This window comes from Planctomycetia bacterium (genome assembly GCA_021413845.1).
Taxonomy (GTDB): Bacteria; Planctomycetota; Planctomycetia; order Pirellulales; family PNKZ01; genus PNKZ01.
The window spans coordinates 117,690-137,498 of record JAIOPP010000020.1 but is presented as its reverse complement, the minus strand read 5'-3'; the positions used below and the strand labels follow the sequence as shown (position 1 = coordinate 137,498).

At 61.3% G+C, this 19,809-nt stretch carries 17 protein-coding genes; 10 read left to right on the top strand and 7 right to left on the bottom strand.

From position 1 onward, the window contains the following. Positions 1–433 precede the first annotated feature (433 nt). Positions 434–1,687, bottom strand: coding sequence for an MFS transporter (locus K8U03_04175; GenBank protein MCE9604081.1), 1,254 nt, complete (start codon positions 1,685–1,687; stop codon positions 434–436). Positions 1,688–1,842: 155 nt separating this feature from the next. On the opposite strand from K8U03_04175, the gene K8U03_04170 reads away from it, so the two are divergent. After that, positions 1,843–3,135 (top strand): phenylacetate--CoA ligase family protein, encoded by a 1,293-nt coding sequence (locus K8U03_04170; protein MCE9604080.1) that lies wholly within the window; start codon positions 1,843–1,845, stop codon positions 3,133–3,135. Beyond that, the gene (locus K8U03_04165; protein ID MCE9604079.1) at positions 3,132–3,935 is read left to right on the top strand and encodes a putative hydro-lyase; all 804 of its coding nucleotides are present in this window, start codon (positions 3,132–3,134) and stop codon (positions 3,933–3,935) included. Before K8U03_04170 ends, K8U03_04165 begins: the two co-directional genes overlap by 4 nt. On the opposite strand, the gene K8U03_04160 is transcribed toward K8U03_04165, so the two are convergent. Continuing rightward, complete coding sequence (locus tag K8U03_04160; GenBank protein MCE9604078.1) at positions 3,932–4,294, bottom strand: DUF5615 family PIN-like protein; 363 nt, start codon at positions 4,292–4,294, stop codon at positions 3,932–3,934. The two genes, K8U03_04165 and K8U03_04160, sit on opposite strands and share 4 nt — an antisense overlap. A 2-nt stretch (positions 4,295–4,296) precedes the next feature. Next, on the bottom strand, positions 4,297–4,524 hold the full coding sequence (locus K8U03_04155; protein MCE9604077.1) for a DUF433 domain-containing protein: 228 nt from the start codon (positions 4,522–4,524) through the stop codon (positions 4,297–4,299). 95 nt (positions 4,525–4,619) lie between these two features. Between K8U03_04155 and K8U03_04150 the strand changes: the two genes are divergently transcribed. Then, positions 4,620–5,858, top strand: a complete 1,239-nt coding sequence (locus tag K8U03_04150; protein ID MCE9604076.1) for a cysteine desulfurase-like protein — start codon at positions 4,620–4,622, stop codon at positions 5,856–5,858. A 9-nt stretch (positions 5,859–5,867) separates the two neighbouring features. Further along, positions 5,868–6,194 carry a DUF971 domain-containing protein gene (locus tag K8U03_04145; GenBank protein MCE9604075.1) on the top strand — a complete coding sequence of 109 codons (327 nt, stop codon included), beginning with the start codon at positions 5,868–5,870 and terminating at the stop codon, positions 6,192–6,194. Positions 6,195–6,204: 10 nt separating this feature from the next. On the opposite strand, the gene K8U03_04140 is transcribed toward K8U03_04145, so the two are convergent. The 3 genes from K8U03_04140 to K8U03_04130 form a co-directional block, all read right to left on the bottom strand. Next, on the bottom strand, positions 6,205–6,444 hold the full coding sequence (locus K8U03_04140; GenBank protein ID MCE9604074.1) for a cupin domain-containing protein: 240 nt from the start codon (positions 6,442–6,444) through the stop codon (positions 6,205–6,207). A 218-nt stretch (positions 6,445–6,662) separates the two neighbouring features. Continuing rightward, positions 6,663–8,735, bottom strand: a complete 2,073-nt coding sequence (locus K8U03_04135) for a S9 family peptidase (GenBank protein ID MCE9604073.1) — start codon at positions 8,733–8,735, stop codon at positions 6,663–6,665. 200 nt (positions 8,736–8,935) lie between these two features. Then, positions 8,936–9,967: an SDR family oxidoreductase gene (locus tag K8U03_04130; protein ID MCE9604072.1), complete on the bottom strand. Its 1,032-nt coding sequence runs from the start codon at positions 9,965–9,967 to the stop codon at positions 8,936–8,938. A gap of 314 nt (positions 9,968–10,281) precedes the next feature. Between K8U03_04130 and K8U03_04125 the strand changes: the two genes are divergently transcribed. The 3 genes from K8U03_04125 (at position 10,282) to K8U03_04115 (ending at position 15,125) form a co-directional block, all read left to right on the top strand. Next, positions 10,282–12,735: a ComEC/Rec2 family competence protein gene (locus K8U03_04125; protein MCE9604071.1), complete on the top strand. Its 2,454-nt coding sequence runs from the start codon at positions 10,282–10,284 to the stop codon at positions 12,733–12,735. Between the two features lie 59 nt (positions 12,736–12,794). Then, complete coding sequence (gene rfaD / locus K8U03_04120; protein MCE9604070.1) at positions 12,795–13,808, top strand: ADP-glyceromanno-heptose 6-epimerase; 1,014 nt, start codon at positions 12,795–12,797, stop codon at positions 13,806–13,808. 165 nt (positions 13,809–13,973) lie between these two features. Continuing rightward, positions 13,974–15,125, top strand: coding sequence for a beta-lactamase family protein (locus K8U03_04115; protein MCE9604069.1), 1,152 nt, complete (start codon positions 13,974–13,976; stop codon positions 15,123–15,125). A gap of 16 nt (positions 15,126–15,141) precedes the next feature. Here K8U03_04115 and K8U03_04110 read toward each other — a convergent pair whose 3' ends face one another. After that, positions 15,142–15,714 carry a hypothetical protein gene (locus K8U03_04110; GenBank protein MCE9604068.1) on the bottom strand — a complete coding sequence of 191 codons (573 nt, stop codon included), beginning with the start codon at positions 15,712–15,714 and terminating at the stop codon, positions 15,142–15,144. Positions 15,715–16,005: 291 nt separating this feature from the next. Here K8U03_04110 and K8U03_04105 point away from each other — a divergent pair, with 291 nt between their 5' ends. The 3 genes from K8U03_04105 (at position 16,006) to pnp (ending at position 19,729) form a co-directional block, all read left to right on the top strand. Then, the gene (locus K8U03_04105) at positions 16,006–16,860 is read left to right on the top strand and encodes a hypothetical protein (GenBank protein ID MCE9604067.1); all 855 of its coding nucleotides are present in this window, start codon (positions 16,006–16,008) and stop codon (positions 16,858–16,860) included. 348 nt (positions 16,861–17,208) lie between these two features. Then, entirely contained in the window at positions 17,209–17,478 is a 270-nt protein-coding gene (gene rpsO / locus K8U03_04100) for a 30S ribosomal protein S15 (GenBank protein MCE9604066.1), read from the top strand. Between the two features lie 136 nt (positions 17,479–17,614). Further along, entirely contained in the window at positions 17,615–19,729 is a 2,115-nt protein-coding gene (pnp, locus tag K8U03_04095) for a polyribonucleotide nucleotidyltransferase (GenBank protein ID MCE9604065.1), read from the top strand. Positions 19,730–19,809 lie beyond the last annotated feature (80 nt).

Below are 19,809 nucleotides of genomic sequence, written 5' to 3'. Positions count from 1 at the left end.
ACGCTCCAGAGGAAGCAGTCGGTTTAGCTATTTTCGCCGGAGCGAAAGCCGCAGAAAATCGGAAGATATCCCGAGCGTTCCTGGCGAGAAGCTTTCCGGAGAAAGCTTTTCGACGACCGGCCGGCGGTCGTGTAGGAATCGAGGGGAACGTATTCCAATCGGGCTGCGGTAGCCGAGGACGTTTTTCTTCGTCGCATGTTTTCCCGGCCGAAACGGCCGGGGAAACGGTTTTGTGCGAGAGGAAAAGGCCCCGACAAGCTGCACGCAATTGCGTAGCTTGTCTCTGATTGCCTAAGTTGTTCGTAGAGCGAGGTTATCCGAGGCCGCTCGGCGAGTCAAGCGGCTCTCCGTGAAAACACGCCATGCCGGCACGCTACAGTCAAGCAACTGCGCCGCCAATATACCGCGCCGCCAGTATCCCGCTCGCGGTTCGTTACTTTGGGGCGGCCGGGTAGTCTTTGCCGGTCTTGGCCGCCATGAGCACCAAAACCCCGCCGACTCCCATCAGCACCACGGCCGTCCAAAGCGGGTAGGTCACATTCTGTCGAGACAGAGGAATGCCGATCGCCGGGCCCAAGATTCGGCTCAAGGCGGTTACCGATTGCCCGAGCCCTAGGATTCCCCCCTGCTTCGCCGGATCGCTCCAGCGGCTGAGTAGAGAGTTGATGCTCGGTGTCATGAAGCCGAAGCCCGATACCGTGATCGCAAGCGCCGTCAGCAGGAGCCAAAGCGAGTAGTTATAGGTCGAAGCGATGAGTAGCCCGAAGCCGACGACTTCGAGCCCTGCCCCGATGATGGTCATCTTCGACTCGGGAACGCGGCCCGACAGCCGCCGCACGACTCCTCCTTGAACGAGCGTGAGCACCAAGCCGATGAAGGCGAACGTCAGGCAGACATCGCGGAACGTGAACTGAAACGGACCTCGCTCGTCTTTAATGATGAGCGAAAGAGTCGATTCGAAATTCGCGAACGAAAAGACGCACAGAAACGAAGCCGCGAGCAACAGTGCGATCGGTCGCGAGGCCATCGCGTTGCGAAATGCAGTCACGTCGAACCACGACCGGCGATCGTGTCGACCGGCTGCGATGATGTTGGCGCCGCGGTTTTCGGCGCTCAGCGATTCGGGCAGCTTGAACGCGGCCAACAGCAAAGCGAACAACGAGAGCCCCGCCGCCGCGTAGCCCGGCCCTGGCCCAGGGTCGCCGCTGCCGGTGGGAACCGCCAGCGCCCCGAACAGCGGCCCGAACGTGAAGCCGAGGCCGAACGCGGCGCCGATGAGGGCCATGCCCTTGGCCCGTTTATCGAGCGTGGTGCAATCGGCGATATAGGCTTGCGCGGTCGAGATGGTTGCTCCCGCGATGCCTGCTCCGATCCGTGCGACGAACATCAACAGCAGGCTTTTCTCGACCGTTGCGAAGCCGAACAGCCAATAGAAGACCACGGAGCCGGCGAGCCCGACCATGAGGACGGGGCGTCGGCCGATGCGATCGGAGAGTCGGCCCCAGAGCGGAGCGAAGAGGAACTGCATCGCCGAGAAGCTCGACATCAGCAGGCCGATCGTAATGCCCGAGTCGTCGGTCGTGAATTGCTTGGCGTAGATCGGCAGCAGCGGCAACACCATGCCGAAGCCGAGCAAGTCGATGAAAACCGTAAGGAAGATGACGAATAGCGAAGCTTTGGAAGACATAAGCGGTGCGGCGGGTAGGCTGAGGCGAAAGGAGAGGGTTTTAGAATAGTCGACCGCCCGACGAAGCAGAAGACGCCTCGCCGCACGTTCGTCGGCCGGAACCGTTCGGGCTTCCCATTCCCTCGCGCCGCGATCCCTCTTATCATGCTCCTACTATGAGCCCACTACGCACCTTCGAAGAACGCCGACGCTTGGAATCGCTCGATGCCGAATCGCTTCAGGCATGGCAATTGAGCCGTTTCAACGACCTGATCGCGCGCATTCTGCCGACGAACCGTTTCTACGCCGAGAAGCTGGCGAGCATCACGTTTCCGCTGACGTCGCTCAAGCAACTGGCGGACCTGCCGTTCACGTATAAAGACGAGCTTCTCGCCGGGAGGCATGGTGAGGCGGCTGCCGCTAATCTGACTTACCCGATGGAGAAATACGTCCGCTTCCATCAGACCTCGGGGACGCGCGGCCGGCCGATGGTCGTGCTCGATACGGCCGACGACTGGCAAGGGTGGATGGACTGTTGGCAACACTATTTCGACGCCGGCGAAGTCGCCGAGGCCGATGCCGTGTTCTTCGCGTTCTCGTTCGGGCCGTATATCGGCTTTTGGAGCGCGCTCGAGGCCGCTGCGGCGCGCGGCTGCATGGTGGTGCCCGGCGGCGGCATGAACACCGCGGTCCGGCTCGAGTTGTTGAAGTCGAGTCGGGCCTCGGTCGTCTGTTGCACGCCGAGCTACGCGCTGCACATGGCCGAAACGGCGACCGAGCGCAACATCGACGTCCGCTCGTTCGGCGTCCGTACGTTCATCCTCGCGGGTGAGCCGGGTGGATCGTTGCCGGCGGTGCGCGAGTCGATCGAACGACAATGGGGAGCCCGCGTGATCGATCATGCAGGCGCTTCGGAAGTGGGGCCGTGGGGCTTCGGCGATTTCGCCGGCGACGGCTTGTATGTTCTCGAAAGCGATTTCATCGCCGAGTTTCTGGCGATCGAAACCGGTGCGCCCGCGCGCGACGGCGAACTTGCCGAACTCGTCCTGACGTCGCTCGGCCGGGCCGGTTTGCCGGCGATCCGCTATCGCACCGGCGACTTGGTTCGGGTGCGGCGGAAGCATTCGCTGCCGCGGCGCTTCGCGTTTCTCGAAGGAGGCATCGTCGGCCGTACCGACGACATGCTGATCATTCGGGGCGTGAACGTGTTTCCGTCGGCCATCGATCAGATCTTGCGCGGCTTTCCCGAAGTGGTCGAGTATCGCGTGACCGCGCGCTCCAGCGGTGCGATGGATGTGCTCGAGGTCGAGATCGAAGATCGGCTGCATCAGCCGGAACGGGTAGCGGATGAACTGCGCGTGCGGCTGGGGATCAAAGTCGATGTGGGTGAAGTCGCGATCGGAACTCTTCCGCGCTTCGAGGGGAAGGGACGGCGCTTCGTCGATCAACGTAAATCGAAACGAACGTGAACACCGAACCAACTTGGGATCGCTCGCCCGCTCTGTTTCGCGCCGAGGTGCGCGCCGGAAGATTCTCCGGCCCGACCGCCGGGCGATGCCCGGGCTACGTGCAAGCCAATGTCGTCGTCGTGCCCGAGGCTTTTGCGGATGAATTCGGCGAGTTTTGCCGCTTGAATTCGCAAGCCTGTCCGCTGCTCGATCGATTGCTCCCCGGCGCTACGAGGCCGAGCATCGCCGCCGATGCCGATATGCGAACCGATGTGCCGCGCTATCGGGTCTTCCGCTACGGTGTGGCAGACGTCATCGAACGGCAGAGCGTCGTCGACCGCTGGCGCGACGACTTGGTGACGTTCCTGCTCGGGTGTTCGTTCACGTTCGAAACGGCGCTCACGGCCGCCGGGTTGCCTGTGCGGCACATCGACGAAGGGCGGAACGTGTCGATGTATTTGACGTCGCGCGCTTGCGCAACTGCCGGCCGATTCGCGGGGCCGCTCGTCGTGAGCATGCGGCCTTATCGACCGGAGCAGATCGACCGCGTCGTTGCGATCACCGGAAGTTTTCCGGCCATGCACGGCGCGCCGGTCCACATCGGCGACCCGGCGGCGCTCGGAATTCGCGATCTCGCTCGGCCCGACTTCGGCGACCCCGTAACGATCCGCGACGGAGAGGTGCCGCTGTTCTGGGCCTGCGGCGTGACCCCGCAACTCGCACTCGCCGCGGCCCAACCGGAAATCGCGATCACACACAGCCCGGGACGGATGCTGATTACGGATCTAGCAGATGCGCAGTTTCAAATTCCGTCGAGTTAGAACGGCAGAATCCGCACCCGACTCTTTGTCGGTTCGACGACGACGATTGCCCCTCTTTCTAGGTCCGCTTCGTACTGTCGCAGTGCTGTAAGAACGAGCGATCCGATGTGCTCGGGAAGCACGCGGGAACCACGTATCTGAAATACGCTTGGGCCGGTAGCGTGTGTCAGCGCGAGTACGGCACCGAAATCGAGGTCGTGTGTAAACACGATCTGCCCGCGTTCCAATGCCCAACGCATGATCTCGGTGTCGGGAGCAGTTGCGGCGCCGCATCGGCTCCAATGCGAGGCTGAGATTCCCGCTTGTCGAAAGTATTCCACCCACTCGACCGAGAGGTTCATATCGATGACGAGCGCGATACTCATGAGTCGATGAGTAATTCTTCTCGTTCTTGCAAGCGCCAAGCGGCGTATGCCAATGCCTCATCCAAATCCGAGGCTTCAAGATAGGGATAGGCCTGAAGGATTCGTTCTCGCGACTCTCCCGACGCCAAAAGACCGACGACCGTTGCGACGGTGACGCGCATGCCTCGAATACAAGGCTTGCCTCCCATCGTTGCCGGATCGTGCGTAATACGAGCGAACTTCATCGGGCACCTCATCGCAGTGGACTTTTTGTATTATATTCCATGGCGCATGATTTGTCCCGTTTTCGGTCATTCGGTATTTTCGCGGAAAGTAGTTCATGGCGATTCCATCGGGTTTCGAAGTCGCCGCGCTGCGTCGGCAGTTCCCTGCTCTTTCGCAGCGGCATGGTGCGCGTGAGGCGGTGTTTTTCGATGGTCCGGCCGGCAGCCAAGTGCCCGAGCGCGTCATCGCTGCCATCGCGAATTATTTGCGGACGATGAACGCCAATCACGGCGGCATGTTCGCCACCAGCGTGCGCAGCGATGCAATGCTCGACGAAGCACATCGGGCCGCGGCCGACTTCGTCGGAGCCGACGACCCCGATTGCTGCTACTTCGGCGCGAACATGACGACCCTCACGTTCGCCCTGTCGCGAGCCTTGGCACAAACATGGAATCGGGGCGATGAGGTGATCGTGAGCCACTTGGATCACGACGCCGATTTCACTCCTTGGGTGCTTGCGGCGCGCGATGCGGGTGCGATCGTGCGGCAGATCGAGATTCGGCCCGACTGTACGCTCGACCTCGATGACTTGCGGGCGAAGCTTTCGCCGCGCACGCGATTGGTCGCCGTCGGTTGTGCATCGAATGCCGTCGGCACGATCAATCCGGTGGCGAAGATCGCGGAGATGGCGCACGCGGTCGGCGCGAAGGTGTTTCTCGATGCCGTACATTACGCGCCGCACCGCTTGATCGACGTCGCAGCTTGGGGTTGCGATTTTATCGCTTGCTCGGCGTATAAGTTCTTCGGTCCGCATGTCGGCCTGATGTGGGGACGTCGCGAGTTGTTGGAATCGCTCACGGCGTATAAGGTTCGGCCGGCGCCGAACGAACTGCCCGGCAAGTGGATGACCGGCACGCAGAACCACGAAGGAATCGCGGGGACTTTAGCGGCGATCGACTATCTCGCCGACCTCGGCGGTAGTCCGGCCACGCGCCGCGAATCGCTCACAGCGGCGTTCGGGATCATTCGGCATTGCGAAACCGAACTGGCCGTACGGTTGCAGACCGGCCTCGATCGGTTGCCGCAGTTTCGCTCCTGGGGAATTACCGACACGAAGCGTTTCGACGAACGGGTGCCGACGTTCTCGATCTCGCATCGAACGCTGCCGTCGATCGAGGTGGCCCGGCGCTTGGCCGAGGCCGGCATCTACGTTTGGCACGGCAACTTCTATGCGTTGCCGCTTACGGAAACGCTCGGCGTCGAGCCGGCGGGACTGGTCCGGATCGGCCTGTTGCATTACAACACGGAAGAGGAAGTGCAGTACCTTCTCGACACGTTGAAGACCATTTCGTAACGAGTTCTCATGTCTCTTCCGCAACCGACCGGACTTTCGCTCTTGCCCGACGCTCGATTGTCGATCGAGTGGAGCGACGGCACGCGCCGCAGTTACGCAGTCGGCGAACTGCGCGACAAGTGTCCGTGCGCGACCTGCCGCGAGAAACGGAACGCTCCTCCGGCTGCGTCGAACCCGATGATGCTCAACGTCCTTTCGGCGGCCGAAGCGAAGCCTTTGGAGTTGCTCGGTATGAATCCCGTGGGCAACTACGCCTACGCGATCCACTTCAGCGACGGCCACGATACGGGCATCTATACGTTCGAACTGCTGCAAGAAATCGGCAGCCCGGCGTAGTTTGCGCGGATTACCGATAGTCTTCTCGAATCGGGTTGAAGACGTCGAGAGCCCGCACCGGTTTGTCGCCGGCGACGGCCTTATGCGGGACATGGCCGGGGATGCGCCACATTTCTCCCGCGCGGACCACGCGCGTTTCGCCGCCGATCGTAAACGTGAGCTCTCCTTCAAGCAGCATCCCCATCTGCTCGTGCGGATGCTGGTGCATCTCGACGACGGCACCCGGCTCGAACTCGACGAGCGAGAGCATCACGTTGTCGCCGGCGGTCGTGAAAATCTTCACGCCGGGAAAGATCTGGTGCTCGGAACAGTGCGATTTATCGGCGTAGTAGTTGGACACGGAAGTGGTCGGTGGTCAGAGGTCGGTGATCAGTTTCGGATGAGCTATGAGATCGATAGCCGGGGGTGGATACCCTCGGCAGTTCGACATTGCCTCAACATCCGGAGGCAGTTACTCCGCAGGCAAGATTACTTCGGCGGCAATTCATCCACCTTCTTCGTCTTCGGCAGTGCGGCTGCGAGGCCCGGTACGTCGCCGGCGCCGGCCGGGACTTGAATCGAGGAGCCTTCGAAGTCTTTGCCGATCGGCTCGAAGCGGCCCCCTAATCGCTCGGCGAGAAACGCTTCGGTGACGGCGTTGAACGACATCCGATTCTGCGGCCGTGCGAAGCCGTGCCCTTCGTCGGGATAGAGGACGTACGTTACCGGAATCTTCTTCTCTTCCATCGCCTTCACGATCTGATCGGCCTCGGACTGCTTCACGCGCGGGTCGTTGGCTCCTTGGCCGATGAGCAACGGCTTGTTAATGCGGTCGACGTGCGACAGCGGCGAGCGCTCGGTAAGGAACTTGCGGCCTTCTTCGCTGGTGAAATCACCGACCCGATCCTTGAACATCTGAATCGCGGGTTGCCAGTAGGCGGGGATCGTTGCGATGAGCGTGAGGATGTTCGACGGACCGACGACGTCGATCCCGCAGGCGAACACGTCGGGCGTGACGGTCAGACCGACGAGCGTGGCATAGCCGCCGTAGCTGCCGCCGGAGATCGCGACCTTTTTCGAATCGGCCACCTTTTCGTTCACGGCCCATTTCACGGCGTCCAACAGATCGTCGTGCATCTTGCCGGCCCATTCTTTATTACCGGCGTTGACGAACTCTTTGCCGAAGCCGGTCGAGCCCCGATAGTTGACGCTCAGCACGGCATAGCCGCGGTTGGCATGCCATTGCGACTCGGCGTTGTAGCCCCAAGAGTCGCGCGACCAGGGACCTCCGTGAACGTCGAGAATAAGCGGCAACGGTTGGTTCGGGCGGCCATCTTCGTCGGGATCGGTCCCCTTCGGAAGTGATAAATAACAGACGAGCTTTAGGCCGTCGCGGGCCGTGATGACGACCGGATGCATCTTCACGAGCGGCAAGCCTTCGAGGTCTTTGCGGTTCGTGAAGAGGAACTTCGCTTGCTTCGGCTTACGGTCGTATAAGTAGTAGCGCACCGGGCCGTTGTCCATGAGAAACGCGACGGTCCAAACGGTGTCGTCGAGCGTGCGGCTCGTGATTTCGATCTCGCCGTCGGCGACGGTGCGAAGGTATTTGAGATCGGCCGCGACGGTGTCGCTCAGCACGGTCCATTCCGTGCGCTCGTAGGTAAACGATACCGCTTCGATCGTGTTCTCGGTTGGATGCGACATCACGCCGCCGATGTCGGCCAACGGATTCGCGGCGATGAGATTCCGTTCGCCGGTCTTGAGGTTCACGCCGAACAGCGCACCGGTGTTGCGATTGCGGCTATCCATCATGTAGAGAATAGTGCCGGTCTTGTCGAAGCCGGCCGCCCCGGTCGTGAGGGTGTCGCTCATCGGGATCTTCTCGAACGGCTTCCACTCGCCCCCTTCGGCGAGTTGCAAGATTTCGTTGCCGCCGTCTTGAGCGAACTTCGTGGCGAAGCGAATCTTATAGTCTTCGTCGATGACGTAGCCGGTGAAGCCTTGCTCGTTCTTGGCGACGAGTTCGAGCTTGCCGGTATCGAGGTTCACGCGATGCACGTCGTGTACTTGCGGATCGCGATCGTTCAGGCCGACCAAGATCTCGTTCGGGAAGCGATGGCTTACCGATTCGATCTGCGCGGCGACCCCTTTGATCGGCGTCAGGTCTTTCGTCTCGCCGCTCGTCAGGTCGACGCAGTAGACGTGGAAGTTCTCGTCGCCGCCGGCATCTTGCACGTAGAGAATGTGCTTGTTCGTAAAGGCCCAGAAGTAAGAACGGATGCCTCGCTTCTTATCGTTCGTCACGGCTTTCGCCGCTGCCGGATCGCCTGCCGGTCCGACCCACACATTGAGTACGCCGTCGAGCGGGGCGAGGAAGCTCATTCGCTTGCCGTCGGGCGAGATGCGGGCGGCTGCTTTGTCGGGATTGCCGAAGAGAATCTGCCGCGAAATCAGCGGCACGTCTTTGAGATAGGCCGGCGGTTCGGCCGCGGCACACATCGCGGAAGCGCCGCCGAGAACAACACACGCCACGACTGCGACCCAACTCGTTCGGCTCATCATCGGTCGTCCTATCGCAAGAGAACTTCGCTCCCAAGAGGCAATCCGGCGCCCCTAGGTCTTGCCGAGAAGATAGCCGATATTTCGGTGCGCAGGTAGTATTCGTTGCGGAAAACGAAGTTGTAAGGGCTGCGTGCCGGCATCGTCGCGACGAACCCGCAGGCGGCGTAGTTGAGCGGCTTAGGCGAGACTCGATAAACGCATTAGCGGCGCTTCACGGCCGGGCCTGTAAGAATCGCGGCGGCGGCCAGCCCGATAGCGCCGAGGATCACTCCCGTCACGATCGGGTGGATGCGCGCTTCGGTGTAGAGGCTCCGTTCTTGTACGAAGCCGGGATAGTTACCCCGCTCATGCAAGCCGATGCCGGGTTGATAGAAGCCGTCGATGCGGTTCGTCGGCTTGGGGCGGCCGCTGTGCTGTTGTTGAAACATCGTCGCTTCCATCATCTTGTCGGTCAGCCGAGGGGCGTATTTTTCCAACACGCTGAATAGCTTTCCCGCGGCGCCCGCATAGAGGTCGCGCTCCGGATGCACGGCGGCATGCAAGATTGCGCGGGCTACGGTGTCGGGGGCGTAGACCGGGGGTGGATTTTGCGGCTCGTCTTGGAAATAGTTTTTCGCGTGCTCTGTGTATGGCGTATCGATCGCGGCCGGCTTGATGAGCGTGACCGAGACAGGGTAGCCTGCCTCTTCGACTTCCATTCGTAGCGCGTCGGTGAAGCCTTTCACGGCATGCTTACTGGCGCAGTACATCCCTTGCAGCGGTATCGAACGATCGGCCAATGCCGAGCCGACGTTGATGAGCGCCGCGCCGAAGCCTCGGACGTTGCGCACCTTGAAATGGTGGATCGCTGCGATCGAGCCATGCACGACGCCCCAGAAGTTCGTCTCGAAAACGCGACGATGATCTTCGAGTGACACTTCTTCGATCCGTCCGTAGACCGAAACGCCGGCGTTGTTGACCCAGGTTTCGAAGCCGCCGAAGTGCTCGATCGAGGCATCGACGGCCCGCTGCACATCGCCGGGATCGGAAACATCGCCGACGACTTTGACCGCTTGGCCTCCGGCGTCGTTGATTTCTTGCTCGAGTGCGTCGAGGGCTTCACCGTTGCGAGCGAAGAGGATGAGGCGCGCCCCTTGCTTCGCGGCGGCTCGGGCCGTGACGAGGCCGATGCCGCTCGAGGCCCCCGTGATGACGATCGTCTGGTCTTTTAATGGTCTGAGTTTCGCGGCCATGGTCCCGCTCCCTGCTGGATGCTCAAGAAGTTGGTTGCTCCGACGCGTAGGTCCGAGAGAATGGCTGCAAATTAAGGGCCGTTAGCGGGCGGAAAATGGGCATCGGGTGAGTCGTGGTCCGGCGGAAATGAGCGACTGGGCGGAGAGGTCGGAACCGAGGTTGTTTCTCTATCCGTGCGGTAAGTCTTGCTTCGGGCGGTCTTTTGGTAAGCTATCGCCCACAACGACGGGCGATCTACCAGCGCGGGCGATCGACCGGCGACCACGTTCACTTCTCGGAACACTCTCGACGGGCACCACCGATGGCACGGTCGATGTCGCCCGACGCTTCACGTCATCGCCACTATCAGCCCCTCTTGCAGGTCGCGGCAGCGGTGTGCCTCGGCATCGCGATCGACCGCTACACGGCGATCGTCTACGCAGTTTGGTGGGGCGTGGCGAGCGCCGCGGCCGTGCTTTGGTCGGTATGCCTGAGGAAGCGTTGGGATCGTTCGGCGGCGATCGTGCTCTTGATCGGGTGCGGCGCCGTCGGAGGCTTACGGCATCACGACCGCTGGTACTTCTTTTCCGACGACGATCTCGGTTGGTCCGCCGGCGTCGAGCCGCGACCCATCGCGCTGGAAGCGATCGTCACGGAGTCGCCGCGCAATATCACGAGCGTTTCCGACCAAGCGGTCGGTTCCGTCGTCAAAAGCCGCTTCAAGATTCGAGCGATCCGCATTCGCGACGACGAAACTTGGCGCGGCGCGAGCGGCGTGGCCGATGTTCAGGTGGACGGTGCCGTCGAAAAGGTCGCCGCCGGCGATCTCGTGTTGCTGTTCGGGCGCATCGCGCGTCCTTCGCCGCCGCTGAACCCCGGCGAGTTCGATTTCGCGGCGCATTATCGAGCCGATCGGAAATTGTGCGTCGTGCGGTTGGCCTCGCCGGAAGGAGTCAGCGTCGTCGAGCTCTGTTCGACTTGGAATCTTTTCGCACGGCTCTCGAACGTGCGCAGCGCGGCGCATGCGTGGCTGCTGCGTAACATTCCGACGGATCAAGTCGGCTTTGCCTCGGCATTGTTGCTCGGCTATCGCGATATGTTGGATCGTCGCGACAACGGGGCCTTCTTCCGAACCGGCACGGTTCACATCTTGTCGATCTCGGGCCTGCACATCGGCATCTTAGCGTTGTTTCTTCACGGCGCACTACGACTCGGCTGGCTCCGCCCGAACGTAGCGACGGCCGTGACGCTCGGCGTCACGCTTTCGTATGCGCTCGTGATCGACGCCGAGCCCCCTGCCCTGCGCGCGGTGATCGTCGTGATGGCGGCGGCGATCGCTTCGTTTGCGCGGCGGCCTGCGCTCGGCATGAACTTATTGGCGAGTTCGGCGTTGATCGTGTTGTGGCTCAATCCGTGCGATTTGTTTCGGGTCGGACCGCAGTTGTCGTTTCTCGCGGCAGGCGTGTTGGCTTGGAGCGCGGAGCGGCGACGCAAGCAGGTCGAAGTCGATGCTTTAGTGAAGGTCAAAGCCGAAACCGTGCCCCGTTGGCGGCGGTTTATCTACGGTCGATGGAGTCGCTTCGGGAGGGGGCTCGTCGTTTCGACGGCGATCTGTTTCGCAACGACCCCGCTCGTCGCCGAGCGATTTCACATCCTCTCACCGATCTCGCTCTTGCTCACGCCGCTGCTCGGGATCCCGATCGCGTTGGCTTTGCTGTTCGGGTTTTTTACGTTAACCCTCGGCTGGCTGGTGCCGCCGCTCGCGCCGATCTTGGGGGAAGTCTGCGGCGCGATGTTGCGGCTCATCGAGTTCGTCGTGCAACGAACGCAGCATTGGCCGGGAGCCGCGTTATGGCTGCCGGGACCATCGCAGGCGGCGACGTTCGGGTTCTATACGTTGCTCGCCTTGTGGGCGCTCTGGCCGAGCGGGGGCAAGGTAAAGCCGGCGATCGTCTTCATCGCTCTCGTCGGCATCTCGGCGGCGATGATTCCGCGCCGCGCCGAGTTAGACGACGTCGCGCTACGCTGCACGTTCGTCAGCGTCGGGCATGGGTTGGCCGTCGTCGTCGAGACGAGAGACGGTGCCGCTTGGTTGTACGATTGCGGCAAGCTCGGGAGCGAGGAAGGAGCGGCCCGCGCGATCTCGGGCGTGCTGTGGTCGCGCGGCATTACGCGACTCGAGCGAATCGTCGTCTCGCACGGCGATGCCGATCACTACAATGGGTTGCCGCAACTTCTCGATCAGTTTAGCGTCGCGGAGATTTGCGTTTCCGGCAATCTTGAAGCCGGCGACGGCCCGGCGATGCGCTACATTCGGCAAGAGGCGACTCGGGCCGGCGTGCCGATTCGGGCCGTCGTTGCCGGCGACCGGCTTTCGGCTGCCGACTCGATCGCGACGGTCGAGATGCGGCAGCCTTCGCCGCACGAGCATTTCGAAACGGATAATGCCGAGAGCATCGTCTTGGAACTAAGCGCCGCGGGTCGGCGGATATTATTGACCGGCGACCTCGAAGGGCTCGGCCTTGAGCGCTTACTCGCGCAGCCGCCGGTGGACTGCGACGTCGTGCTGGCCCCGCATCACGGCAGCGCGCGGAGCAATCCGCCCGGGCTGGCACGCTGGAGCCGGCCGGAATGGGTCGTGGTGTCCGGCTATGTCGATGCGAGCGGTGCCGTGCGCGAGGCATATCGATCGGCCGGGGCCAAGGTGCTGGAAACGACCGTGGCCGGCGCCATTACCGCCACGATCGAGCGCGACGGCACCTTGCGCATCGAGACCTTTCGGCATTAGAATGAGCGGCGCGTAACAGGTGGGAAGACACGGAATTATTCAACGGAATGAATCGAACCATGATTGCTGTAACCGGAGCGGCGGGGTTTATCGGGTCGAACTTGGCGCGGCGTTTGGCGGCGCAAGGAGCCGAGCTCTTGCTCGTCGATCATCCGCTCGTCGAAGATAAACGGGCCAACCTCGTGGGACTTGAACGCTACGAACTGTTGACGCACGATGCGTTTCTCGAGCGGTTGCGGCTGAGCGGCGAAGCGGCCGTCGGCAACGGACTGCGGCTCGAAACGATTTATCATCTCGGGGCCTGTAGCCGGACGACGGAAACCGATTGGTCGTATTTGGCGGCGAATAACGTCGAATATACGCAGACGCTATGGCGCTGGTGCGCCGAGCAGGATTGCACGCTGATATACGCTTCGAGCGCCGCCACCTACGGCGACGGTGCGCAAGGCTTCAGCGATCGTACTCCGCCGGCGCAACTCACGCCGCTCAATCTCTACGGCAAAAGTAAGAACGACTTCGACATCTGGGCCTTAGAAGAAGTGCGGCAAGGTCGACCGGTGCCGAAGCATTGGGCGGGCCTGAAGTTTTTCAACGTCTACGGTCAACACGAGCAGCATAAGCACGGGATGCACAGCGTCGTGCTGCACGCGTTTCGGCAGGCGATCGCCGCCGGCGAAGTGCGGCTCTTTCGTTCCAACGATTCGGCCTATGCAGACGGGGGGCAACTGCGCGACTTCGTCTACGTCGAAGACTGCGTCGACCATATGCTGTGGCTCGCCGGCGAACGAAAGCGGACCTCGAGCGGATTCAGCGGCCTGTACAATAGCGGTACCGGCGAGGCTCGCACCTTCGCCGATCTCGCTCGGGCCGTGTTCCTCGCGCTGGATCGCGAACCGAACATTCGCTTCATCGACATGCCCGCCACGCTCTCGGCCCAATATCAAAACTACACGCAAGCCGATATGCGCAAGCTGCGTGAAGCAGGCTACGCAAAGCCTGCGACGACGTTGGAAGCAGGCGTGCGACGCTATGTCGAATGGCTCCAGGCTCGACTGCCGGAGGCGCGGGCTTAAGGGTTGAGATCGGCATCACGAGCGCTGTCGCACTGCGGCGTCAGCAAAACCAATGACGCAAAACCGGGCATGTCGCGGAATGTGTGAGATTCCGTTGCCGTGCGCATTCAGGCGACGATAATCACGGGCACGATTTCACAGCAGCACAACGAATTGAGACCGAACATGCCGCACTTACCCCTCGCTAAGCCCGAAGAGATCGGCTTCGACCCTGTCCGTTTGCAGCGCGTATACGACTTGCTCGATTCGTGGACGAAACCGGGCGCGACAGGTTCGGCCGAGGTGCCGAGCGGCGCGATTTGCATCGGGCGGCAGGGTCGGATGGTGGCGCCGCGGTTGTTCGGCAAGATGGGGCCCGAGGCCGATGCCGAACCGATTCGCGACGACGCGCTGTTCCTCATGGCGTCGATCACGAAGCCGGTCGTTTATTTGGGGGCGATGCTCTTGGTCGAGCGGGGGTTATTGAATCTCACCGATCGAGTGACGAAGTATTTGCCGGAGTATGCCGCGCATCACAAAGAAGAGACTTTGGTGCTGCATCTGCTCACGCACACCTCGGGCCTGCCCGACATGCTGGCGAACAACGTCGAGTTGCGCAAGAGTTTTGCGCCTCTCTCGAAGTACGTCGAGCATGGGGTACGCGATACGGTGCCGCTGTTTCCACCCGGCACGAAGCTGAGTTATCAGAGCGTCGGCACGAACCTCACGGCCGAGATCGTGCGCTTGATTTCCGGTCTGCCGATCGCGGAGTTTCTGAAAAAGGAATTGTTCGACCCGCTCGGCCTTACGTCGATCGGGCTCGGCTCGCGCCCGTTCGATCGCAAAAGGCTGGTGCGCGTGCAGACGCCCGAGTATCAGGAGCCGGCGTTCGGTTGGAACAGCCGCTATTGGCAAGAACTCGGCGCGCCGTGGGGCGGGCTGTTCAGCAGCGCGGCCGATTTCGCCGTGATCTGCCGCTTGATGCTCGGCGGAGGAGCGGTTCGTTTAGAGAACGGGAAAGAAGTTCGCATCGCCGCTCCGGCGACGATCGCGGCGATGACGCGTAATCAGCTGCTTCAGCTTCCGGAGTTGCCGGAAGCCGTCGCACGGACGCAGCCGTGGGGACTTGGTTGGCGTTTGAATCATCCCGGCACGTACGACAGCTGGGGCGACTTGTTGGGCCCTCGCACGTTCGGCCACACCGGCGCGACCGGCACGCTGGTGTGGATGGATCCCGACACGGAAGTGTTCTGCGTGCTGCTGACCAACGCGATCCGCGAGAGGCAGCCGTGGCGCTTGAAGAGTTTGTCGAACGGGGTCGCCGCGGCAGTCGTGTGAGGTGCCTCGCCGAGCGTTAGCGTTTCTTCTTCTCAGGGAGGAAGAAGAATAGTTCCGATGGAATCGGCATGAGCGCTTGCGCGCCCGGCGGTTGCCAGGTGACTTGCGTCGTCCCTCGCGACGCGAAGTAGCCGCCGCAGACGATCGGCACGTAGCCCTTTTCGAGACGAATCTTAGCGACGGTTTGTTCGCCGTCGCGATAGGGGCAGATCATCTGCCCGTTTACCGAGAGAGAGTTGCGGTCCCAGGTGCTGTTGGTCGAGAAGAGATAGTCGCCGGCGACGTCGATCTTCAGCAGGCCTGTGGCGATCGCGTTGAAATCCGCCGGAAACTTCCAATCGTAGAGCGTGTTGATGACATAGGGGTTGCCTGGAGCTTGGACCGGCGCGCCGAGATCTTTTTGCTCGACGAACGCCCCTTCTCTGCCGCTTTGCGTTGCATGCCGCGGATACACGACGACCACGAGGCCGGGCATCAGCTTTTTCTGGTCGGCTCGGGTGAGAAGCGTCTGTGCGGATGCGCTGCGGCATGAGATGCCTTGCCAACAGGCCAAGATCGAAAGCAAAGCCGCCAGGGTCGCGCTACGCATGAGGGTTCGCTCCGCCGAAGTGTCTCGTATTTCGAGTAGTGGGGCCCATCTTGGTGAGGGGTATTCGCAATATACACTTACGACGTTGCGCGAACAATTTTTTTGTCGGCTTGCCGTGGCAGGCCGTTTGGCGGGCGAAGATCGCCAGCCAGGTTCGTCGTCGGCGCGGGCATGACTCGAAGCGGTACTCAAGGACGAGGAAGTGGTTCGAGTCGTGTAACGGCGGGGAACTTTCGCAGCGGAGGCAGCGTCGAACCGATGGATGCTTTGGTTCATTCGGAATTATCGGCCATGAAAATCTTTCTGCACGCCTTATCGGCCTGGCTGTCGTTCGTCGTCGGGCTATCGGCAGGCGAGGCGAGCGAGGAGCCGTCGCCTGCGGTGAAGGAAGTCGTCGACGTGTTCCGCCGCGAGACGGATGGAATCGAACTCAGCGCCGATAACGAGTTGAGTCGGCTCCGGTTGCAAACGATCGAGCGCTTGCAGCCGATTCAAGATCGTCTCTGCCGCGACGCCAAGCTCGATGAAGCGGTTGCCGTGAGGGATCACATTCGCTGGGTGAGCGGTAAGTCGCCCGTCGGCGGCTCCCGTTCGGAGACGCGCGAGTCGCTGCCTCTCGACGCGCGAGAAATCGCGAAAGCTCACGATCTCGCAGTCGTGGAGCTCGAAAGAAAAACGCTCGAACGAATTCAAGCGGCAGGGGCTCGTGCCGCGGTCCCTCTCGACCGGCTGATGAAAGAGCTTTGCCGTGAGGCGAAGCTCGACGAAGCGCTCGCCGTTCGCAACGTCATCGCGAATCTGACGGGGGTGATTCGCGACGTCCGGCCCGACCCAGGGCAACTACGAGCAGGATCAACGGAAATCGTCCAAGTCTGGTACTTCGAGGTTACGGGCAATCTCTCCGGTTCGATCTACGGAACCGACATCTACACCAGCGACTCGACTTTGGCGACCGCGGCCGTGCATACCGGGGTGCTTAAGGAGGGCGAAAAGGGAATCGTCAAAGTCACGATCTTGCCGGGCCATGAGAACTATGCGAGCACGAGCCGCCGCGGCATTACGAGTCACGGCTATAGCGCTTGGGGCGTGAGTTTTAAGGTCGAAAGGGGATACGGCATCGTGAAACCGACGCTGGGTGGGAACTAGGAGTAGTGGGAACAAGGAATAGTATCGATCGGGATTTAAGCGAGTTTTTTCCGGTTGCGGTCGAATGAAAGTAACTCCCTGTGAAATCAGGAAAAACACTCGCCGCTCAGAAGTTAGAGCGCGTCTTAAGAGGCTGTCAGGATTTGCGGTTGAAAATGCCGCGGCGGCTGATACATTGGGCTCCTTAAGTTGTTGTTTTGATTCACAGTAGGAAGAGTCCTGGCACAGGCACGCGGAACTCAGCGGCATTCGTCGTAGGGACGGGCTGCGATTTTTCGGCCGAAAGGGCTTACGGTCGAACCACTTAGGTCGATCGGGCGACGCACGTTTAGGTGAACGGTACCACAGATGTCGATTACCAAAGAGCTCAAGCAAACTTTGATCACGGACTACCGCCAAGGCGATACCGATACCGGTTCGCCCGAGGTCCAAATCGCCTTACTCACCAGCCGTATCGGTGAGCTGACCGGCCATCTCAAGACGCACAAGCGCGATTATTCCAGCCGCCGTGGGCTGCTGGGTATGGTCAGCCGGCGTCGTCGCTTGTTGGATTACCTAAAGAATGTCGATGCGCAACGGTATCTCAACGTGATCCGTCGGCTCGAAATCCGCAAGTAGTCCTGCCCTCTTCGTCGCGCTATCGTCGAGGTTCCTTGGTTTCCGGCCCTGGTGGTCGTAAACGTCGGTTCCTCGACCGGATTCCCTCCGCCTCCGAGCGTGCTGCCAGGACGCAGCAAAAGGTAGGGGACGTACATTGGCTAAAGTAAGAGTAGAAAAGCAAATCGGAGCCGGGATTCTCTCCATTGAGACCGGCTATTTGGCGAAGCAAGCTGCCGGAAGTTGCCTTGTGCAATACGGCGACACCGTCGTCTTCACGGCAGCCGCCACCGGTGCTCCTCGAGCGGGCATCGACTTCTTCCCGCTCACATGCGATTATCGCGAACGCGCCGCCGCAGCCGGTAAGTTTCCCGGCGGCTTCTTGAAGCGCGAAGGTCGCCCGACGATGAAGGAAACCCTCACGTCGCGGTTGATGGATCGTCCGATCCGGCCGTTGTTTCCGGAAGGCTTTCACGACGAAGTCCAGATCATGGCCGGCGTCTTGGCGAGCGATAAGCAAAACGACGGCGACATGCTCGCCATGAACGGCGCGTCGGTGGCCCTCGGCCTCTCGAACTTGCCGTTCCAAGGCCCTCTCGGCTCGGTTCGGCTCGGTCTCATCGACGGACAGTTCGTCGTGTTTCCGACCCAGGCCCAACTCGAAGAGTCGGACCTCGATCTGATCGTTTCCGGAAGCCGCGAATCGATCCTCATGATCGAAGGTTTCGCGCGCGAATTGCCGGAAGACCAGATGGGTGCGGCGATCGAAACGTGTCACAACTACATCCGCGAAATCATCGACCTCCAGGAAGAACTCTTCCGCAAGGTCGGTAAGATCAAGCAAGAGTGGGTCGCTCCGGCCGACGACGGCATCTACGACCTGCTCAAGGGTGGCTTCTACGATCAACTCCGCCAAGCGAAGGCGATCGAAGGGAAGTCGGCTCGCAACGAAGCGGTTTCGGCCGTGAAGGCGAAAGCCCTCGCCGCGATCATTCCCGACGCAGCCGCATCCGGTGCCCATTCGCCGGCGGCTTTCTCGGGTGCTTGGTCGCGCTTCACGGAGCGGGTCGTTCGCGACTTGATCCTAACGGGCCGTCGTCCGGACGGTCGCGATTACACGACCATTCGTCCGATCGAATGCACCGTCGACGTTCTCCCTCGCGTTCACGGCTCGGCCGTGTTTCAACGGGGCGAGACGCAAGCTCTCATCACGGTCGTGCTCGGCACGAATCGCGACGAGCAACGTGTCGACGGCCTCATCGACGAATACTCGAAGAAGTTCATGCTCGATTACTACTTCCCTCCGTACTCGGTCGGCGAATGCCGTCCGATCCGCGGACCGGGCCGTCGTGAAATCGGCCACGGTGCGTTGGCCGAACGAAGCGTGAAGCCGATCCTGCCCGATCCGGAAGAGTTCCCGTACACGATCCGCGTGATCTCCGACATCATGGAGTCGAACGGCTCCAGCTCGATGGCGACGGTCTGCGGTGCCACGCTCGGACTCATGTCGGCCGGCGTGCCGATCACGAATCCGGTCGCAGGCATCTCGATCGGGTTGGTTTATGAGAACCCGCAACAGTGGAGCCTGCTCACCGACATCATCGGCGACGAAGACCACTACGGCGACATGGACTTCAAGGTGGCCGGAACGCAAAACGGCATCACCGGTATTCAGCTCGACATGAAGATTCGGGGCATCAGCCTCGAAATCACGCGAGCGACTTTGGTGCAGGCCCGTGATGCCCGCATCAACATCTTGCGGACGATGCTCTCGACGATCTCCCGTCCGTACGAAGAGATTTCGCAATGGGCTCCGCGGCTCCTCCGCACGCAAATTCCTCCGGACAAGATCGGCCTCTTGATCGGTCCGGGCGGAAAGACGATTCGTGCGATCCAAGAAGAAACCGGTGCGACGATCGACGTCGACGACGACGGCACGGTCATCGTCGCCAGCGCCGATTCGGCTTCGGCGAAGGCCTGTATGCGTCGGGTCGAAGCGCTCACCGAGACGGTCAAGATCGGCAAGATCTACGAAGGCCGTGTCTCGAGCGTGAAAGACTTCGGTGCGTTCGTCGAAATCCTGCCCGGCAAGGATGGGCTCTGCCACATCAGCGAACTCGCCGACGGCTATGTCGGGAGCGTGGGGGATGTTTGCCGCGTCGGCGACATCATCCAAGTTAAGGTCATCGCCATCGACGACCAAGACCGCGTGAAGCTCAGCCGCAAGGCTGCGATGCGCGAAGCAGGCGAAGCCACGGCCCCGAGCGCCTAGTAGTTATCGAAGTAAAACGTCGCCGCAACATCGTGTGCGGTGCGGTATAATAGGCCCGGCGGTCGCTATTGCGGCCGCCG

What these genes read in the sequence shown, in the direction of transcription:
- rpsO (MCE9604066.1), top strand. Translation starts at nt 17,209, where the DNA reads ATGTCGATTACCAAAGAGCTCAAGCAAACTTTGATCACGGACTACCGC.
- K8U03_04125 (MCE9604071.1), top strand. Translation starts at nt 10,282, where the DNA reads ATGTCGCCCGACGCTTCACGTCATCGCCACTATCAGCCCCTCTTGCAG.
- K8U03_04105 (MCE9604067.1), top strand. Translation starts at nt 16,006, where the DNA reads ATGAAAATCTTTCTGCACGCCTTATCGGCCTGGCTGTCGTTCGTCGTC.
- K8U03_04175 (MCE9604081.1), bottom strand. Translation starts at nt 1,687, where the DNA reads ATGTCTTCCAAAGCTTCGCTATTCGTCATCTTCCTTACGGTTTTCATC.
- K8U03_04150 (MCE9604076.1), top strand. Translation starts at nt 4,620, where the DNA reads ATGGCGATTCCATCGGGTTTCGAAGTCGCCGCGCTGCGTCGGCAGTTC.
- K8U03_04130 (MCE9604072.1), bottom strand. Translation starts at nt 9,967, where the DNA reads ATGGCCGCGAAACTCAGACCATTAAAAGACCAGACGATCGTCATCACG.
- K8U03_04170 (MCE9604080.1), top strand. Translation starts at nt 1,843, where the DNA reads ATGAGCCCACTACGCACCTTCGAAGAACGCCGACGCTTGGAATCGCTC.
- K8U03_04145 (MCE9604075.1), top strand. Translation starts at nt 5,868, where the DNA reads ATGTCTCTTCCGCAACCGACCGGACTTTCGCTCTTGCCCGACGCTCGA.
- K8U03_04155 (MCE9604077.1), bottom strand. Translation starts at nt 4,524, where the DNA reads ATGAAGTTCGCTCGTATTACGCACGATCCGGCAACGATGGGAGGCAAG.
- K8U03_04135 (MCE9604073.1), bottom strand. Translation starts at nt 8,735, where the DNA reads ATGATGAGCCGAACGAGTTGGGTCGCAGTCGTGGCGTGTGTTGTTCTC.
- K8U03_04140 (MCE9604074.1), bottom strand. Translation starts at nt 6,444, where the DNA reads ATGCTCTCGCTCGTCGAGTTCGAGCCGGGTGCCGTCGTCGAGATGCAC.
- K8U03_04115 (MCE9604069.1), top strand. Translation starts at nt 13,974, where the DNA reads ATGCCGCACTTACCCCTCGCTAAGCCCGAAGAGATCGGCTTCGACCCT.
- rfaD (MCE9604070.1), top strand. Translation starts at nt 12,795, where the DNA reads ATGATTGCTGTAACCGGAGCGGCGGGGTTTATCGGGTCGAACTTGGCG.
- K8U03_04110 (MCE9604068.1), bottom strand. Translation starts at nt 15,714, where the DNA reads ATGCGTAGCGCGACCCTGGCGGCTTTGCTTTCGATCTTGGCCTGTTGG.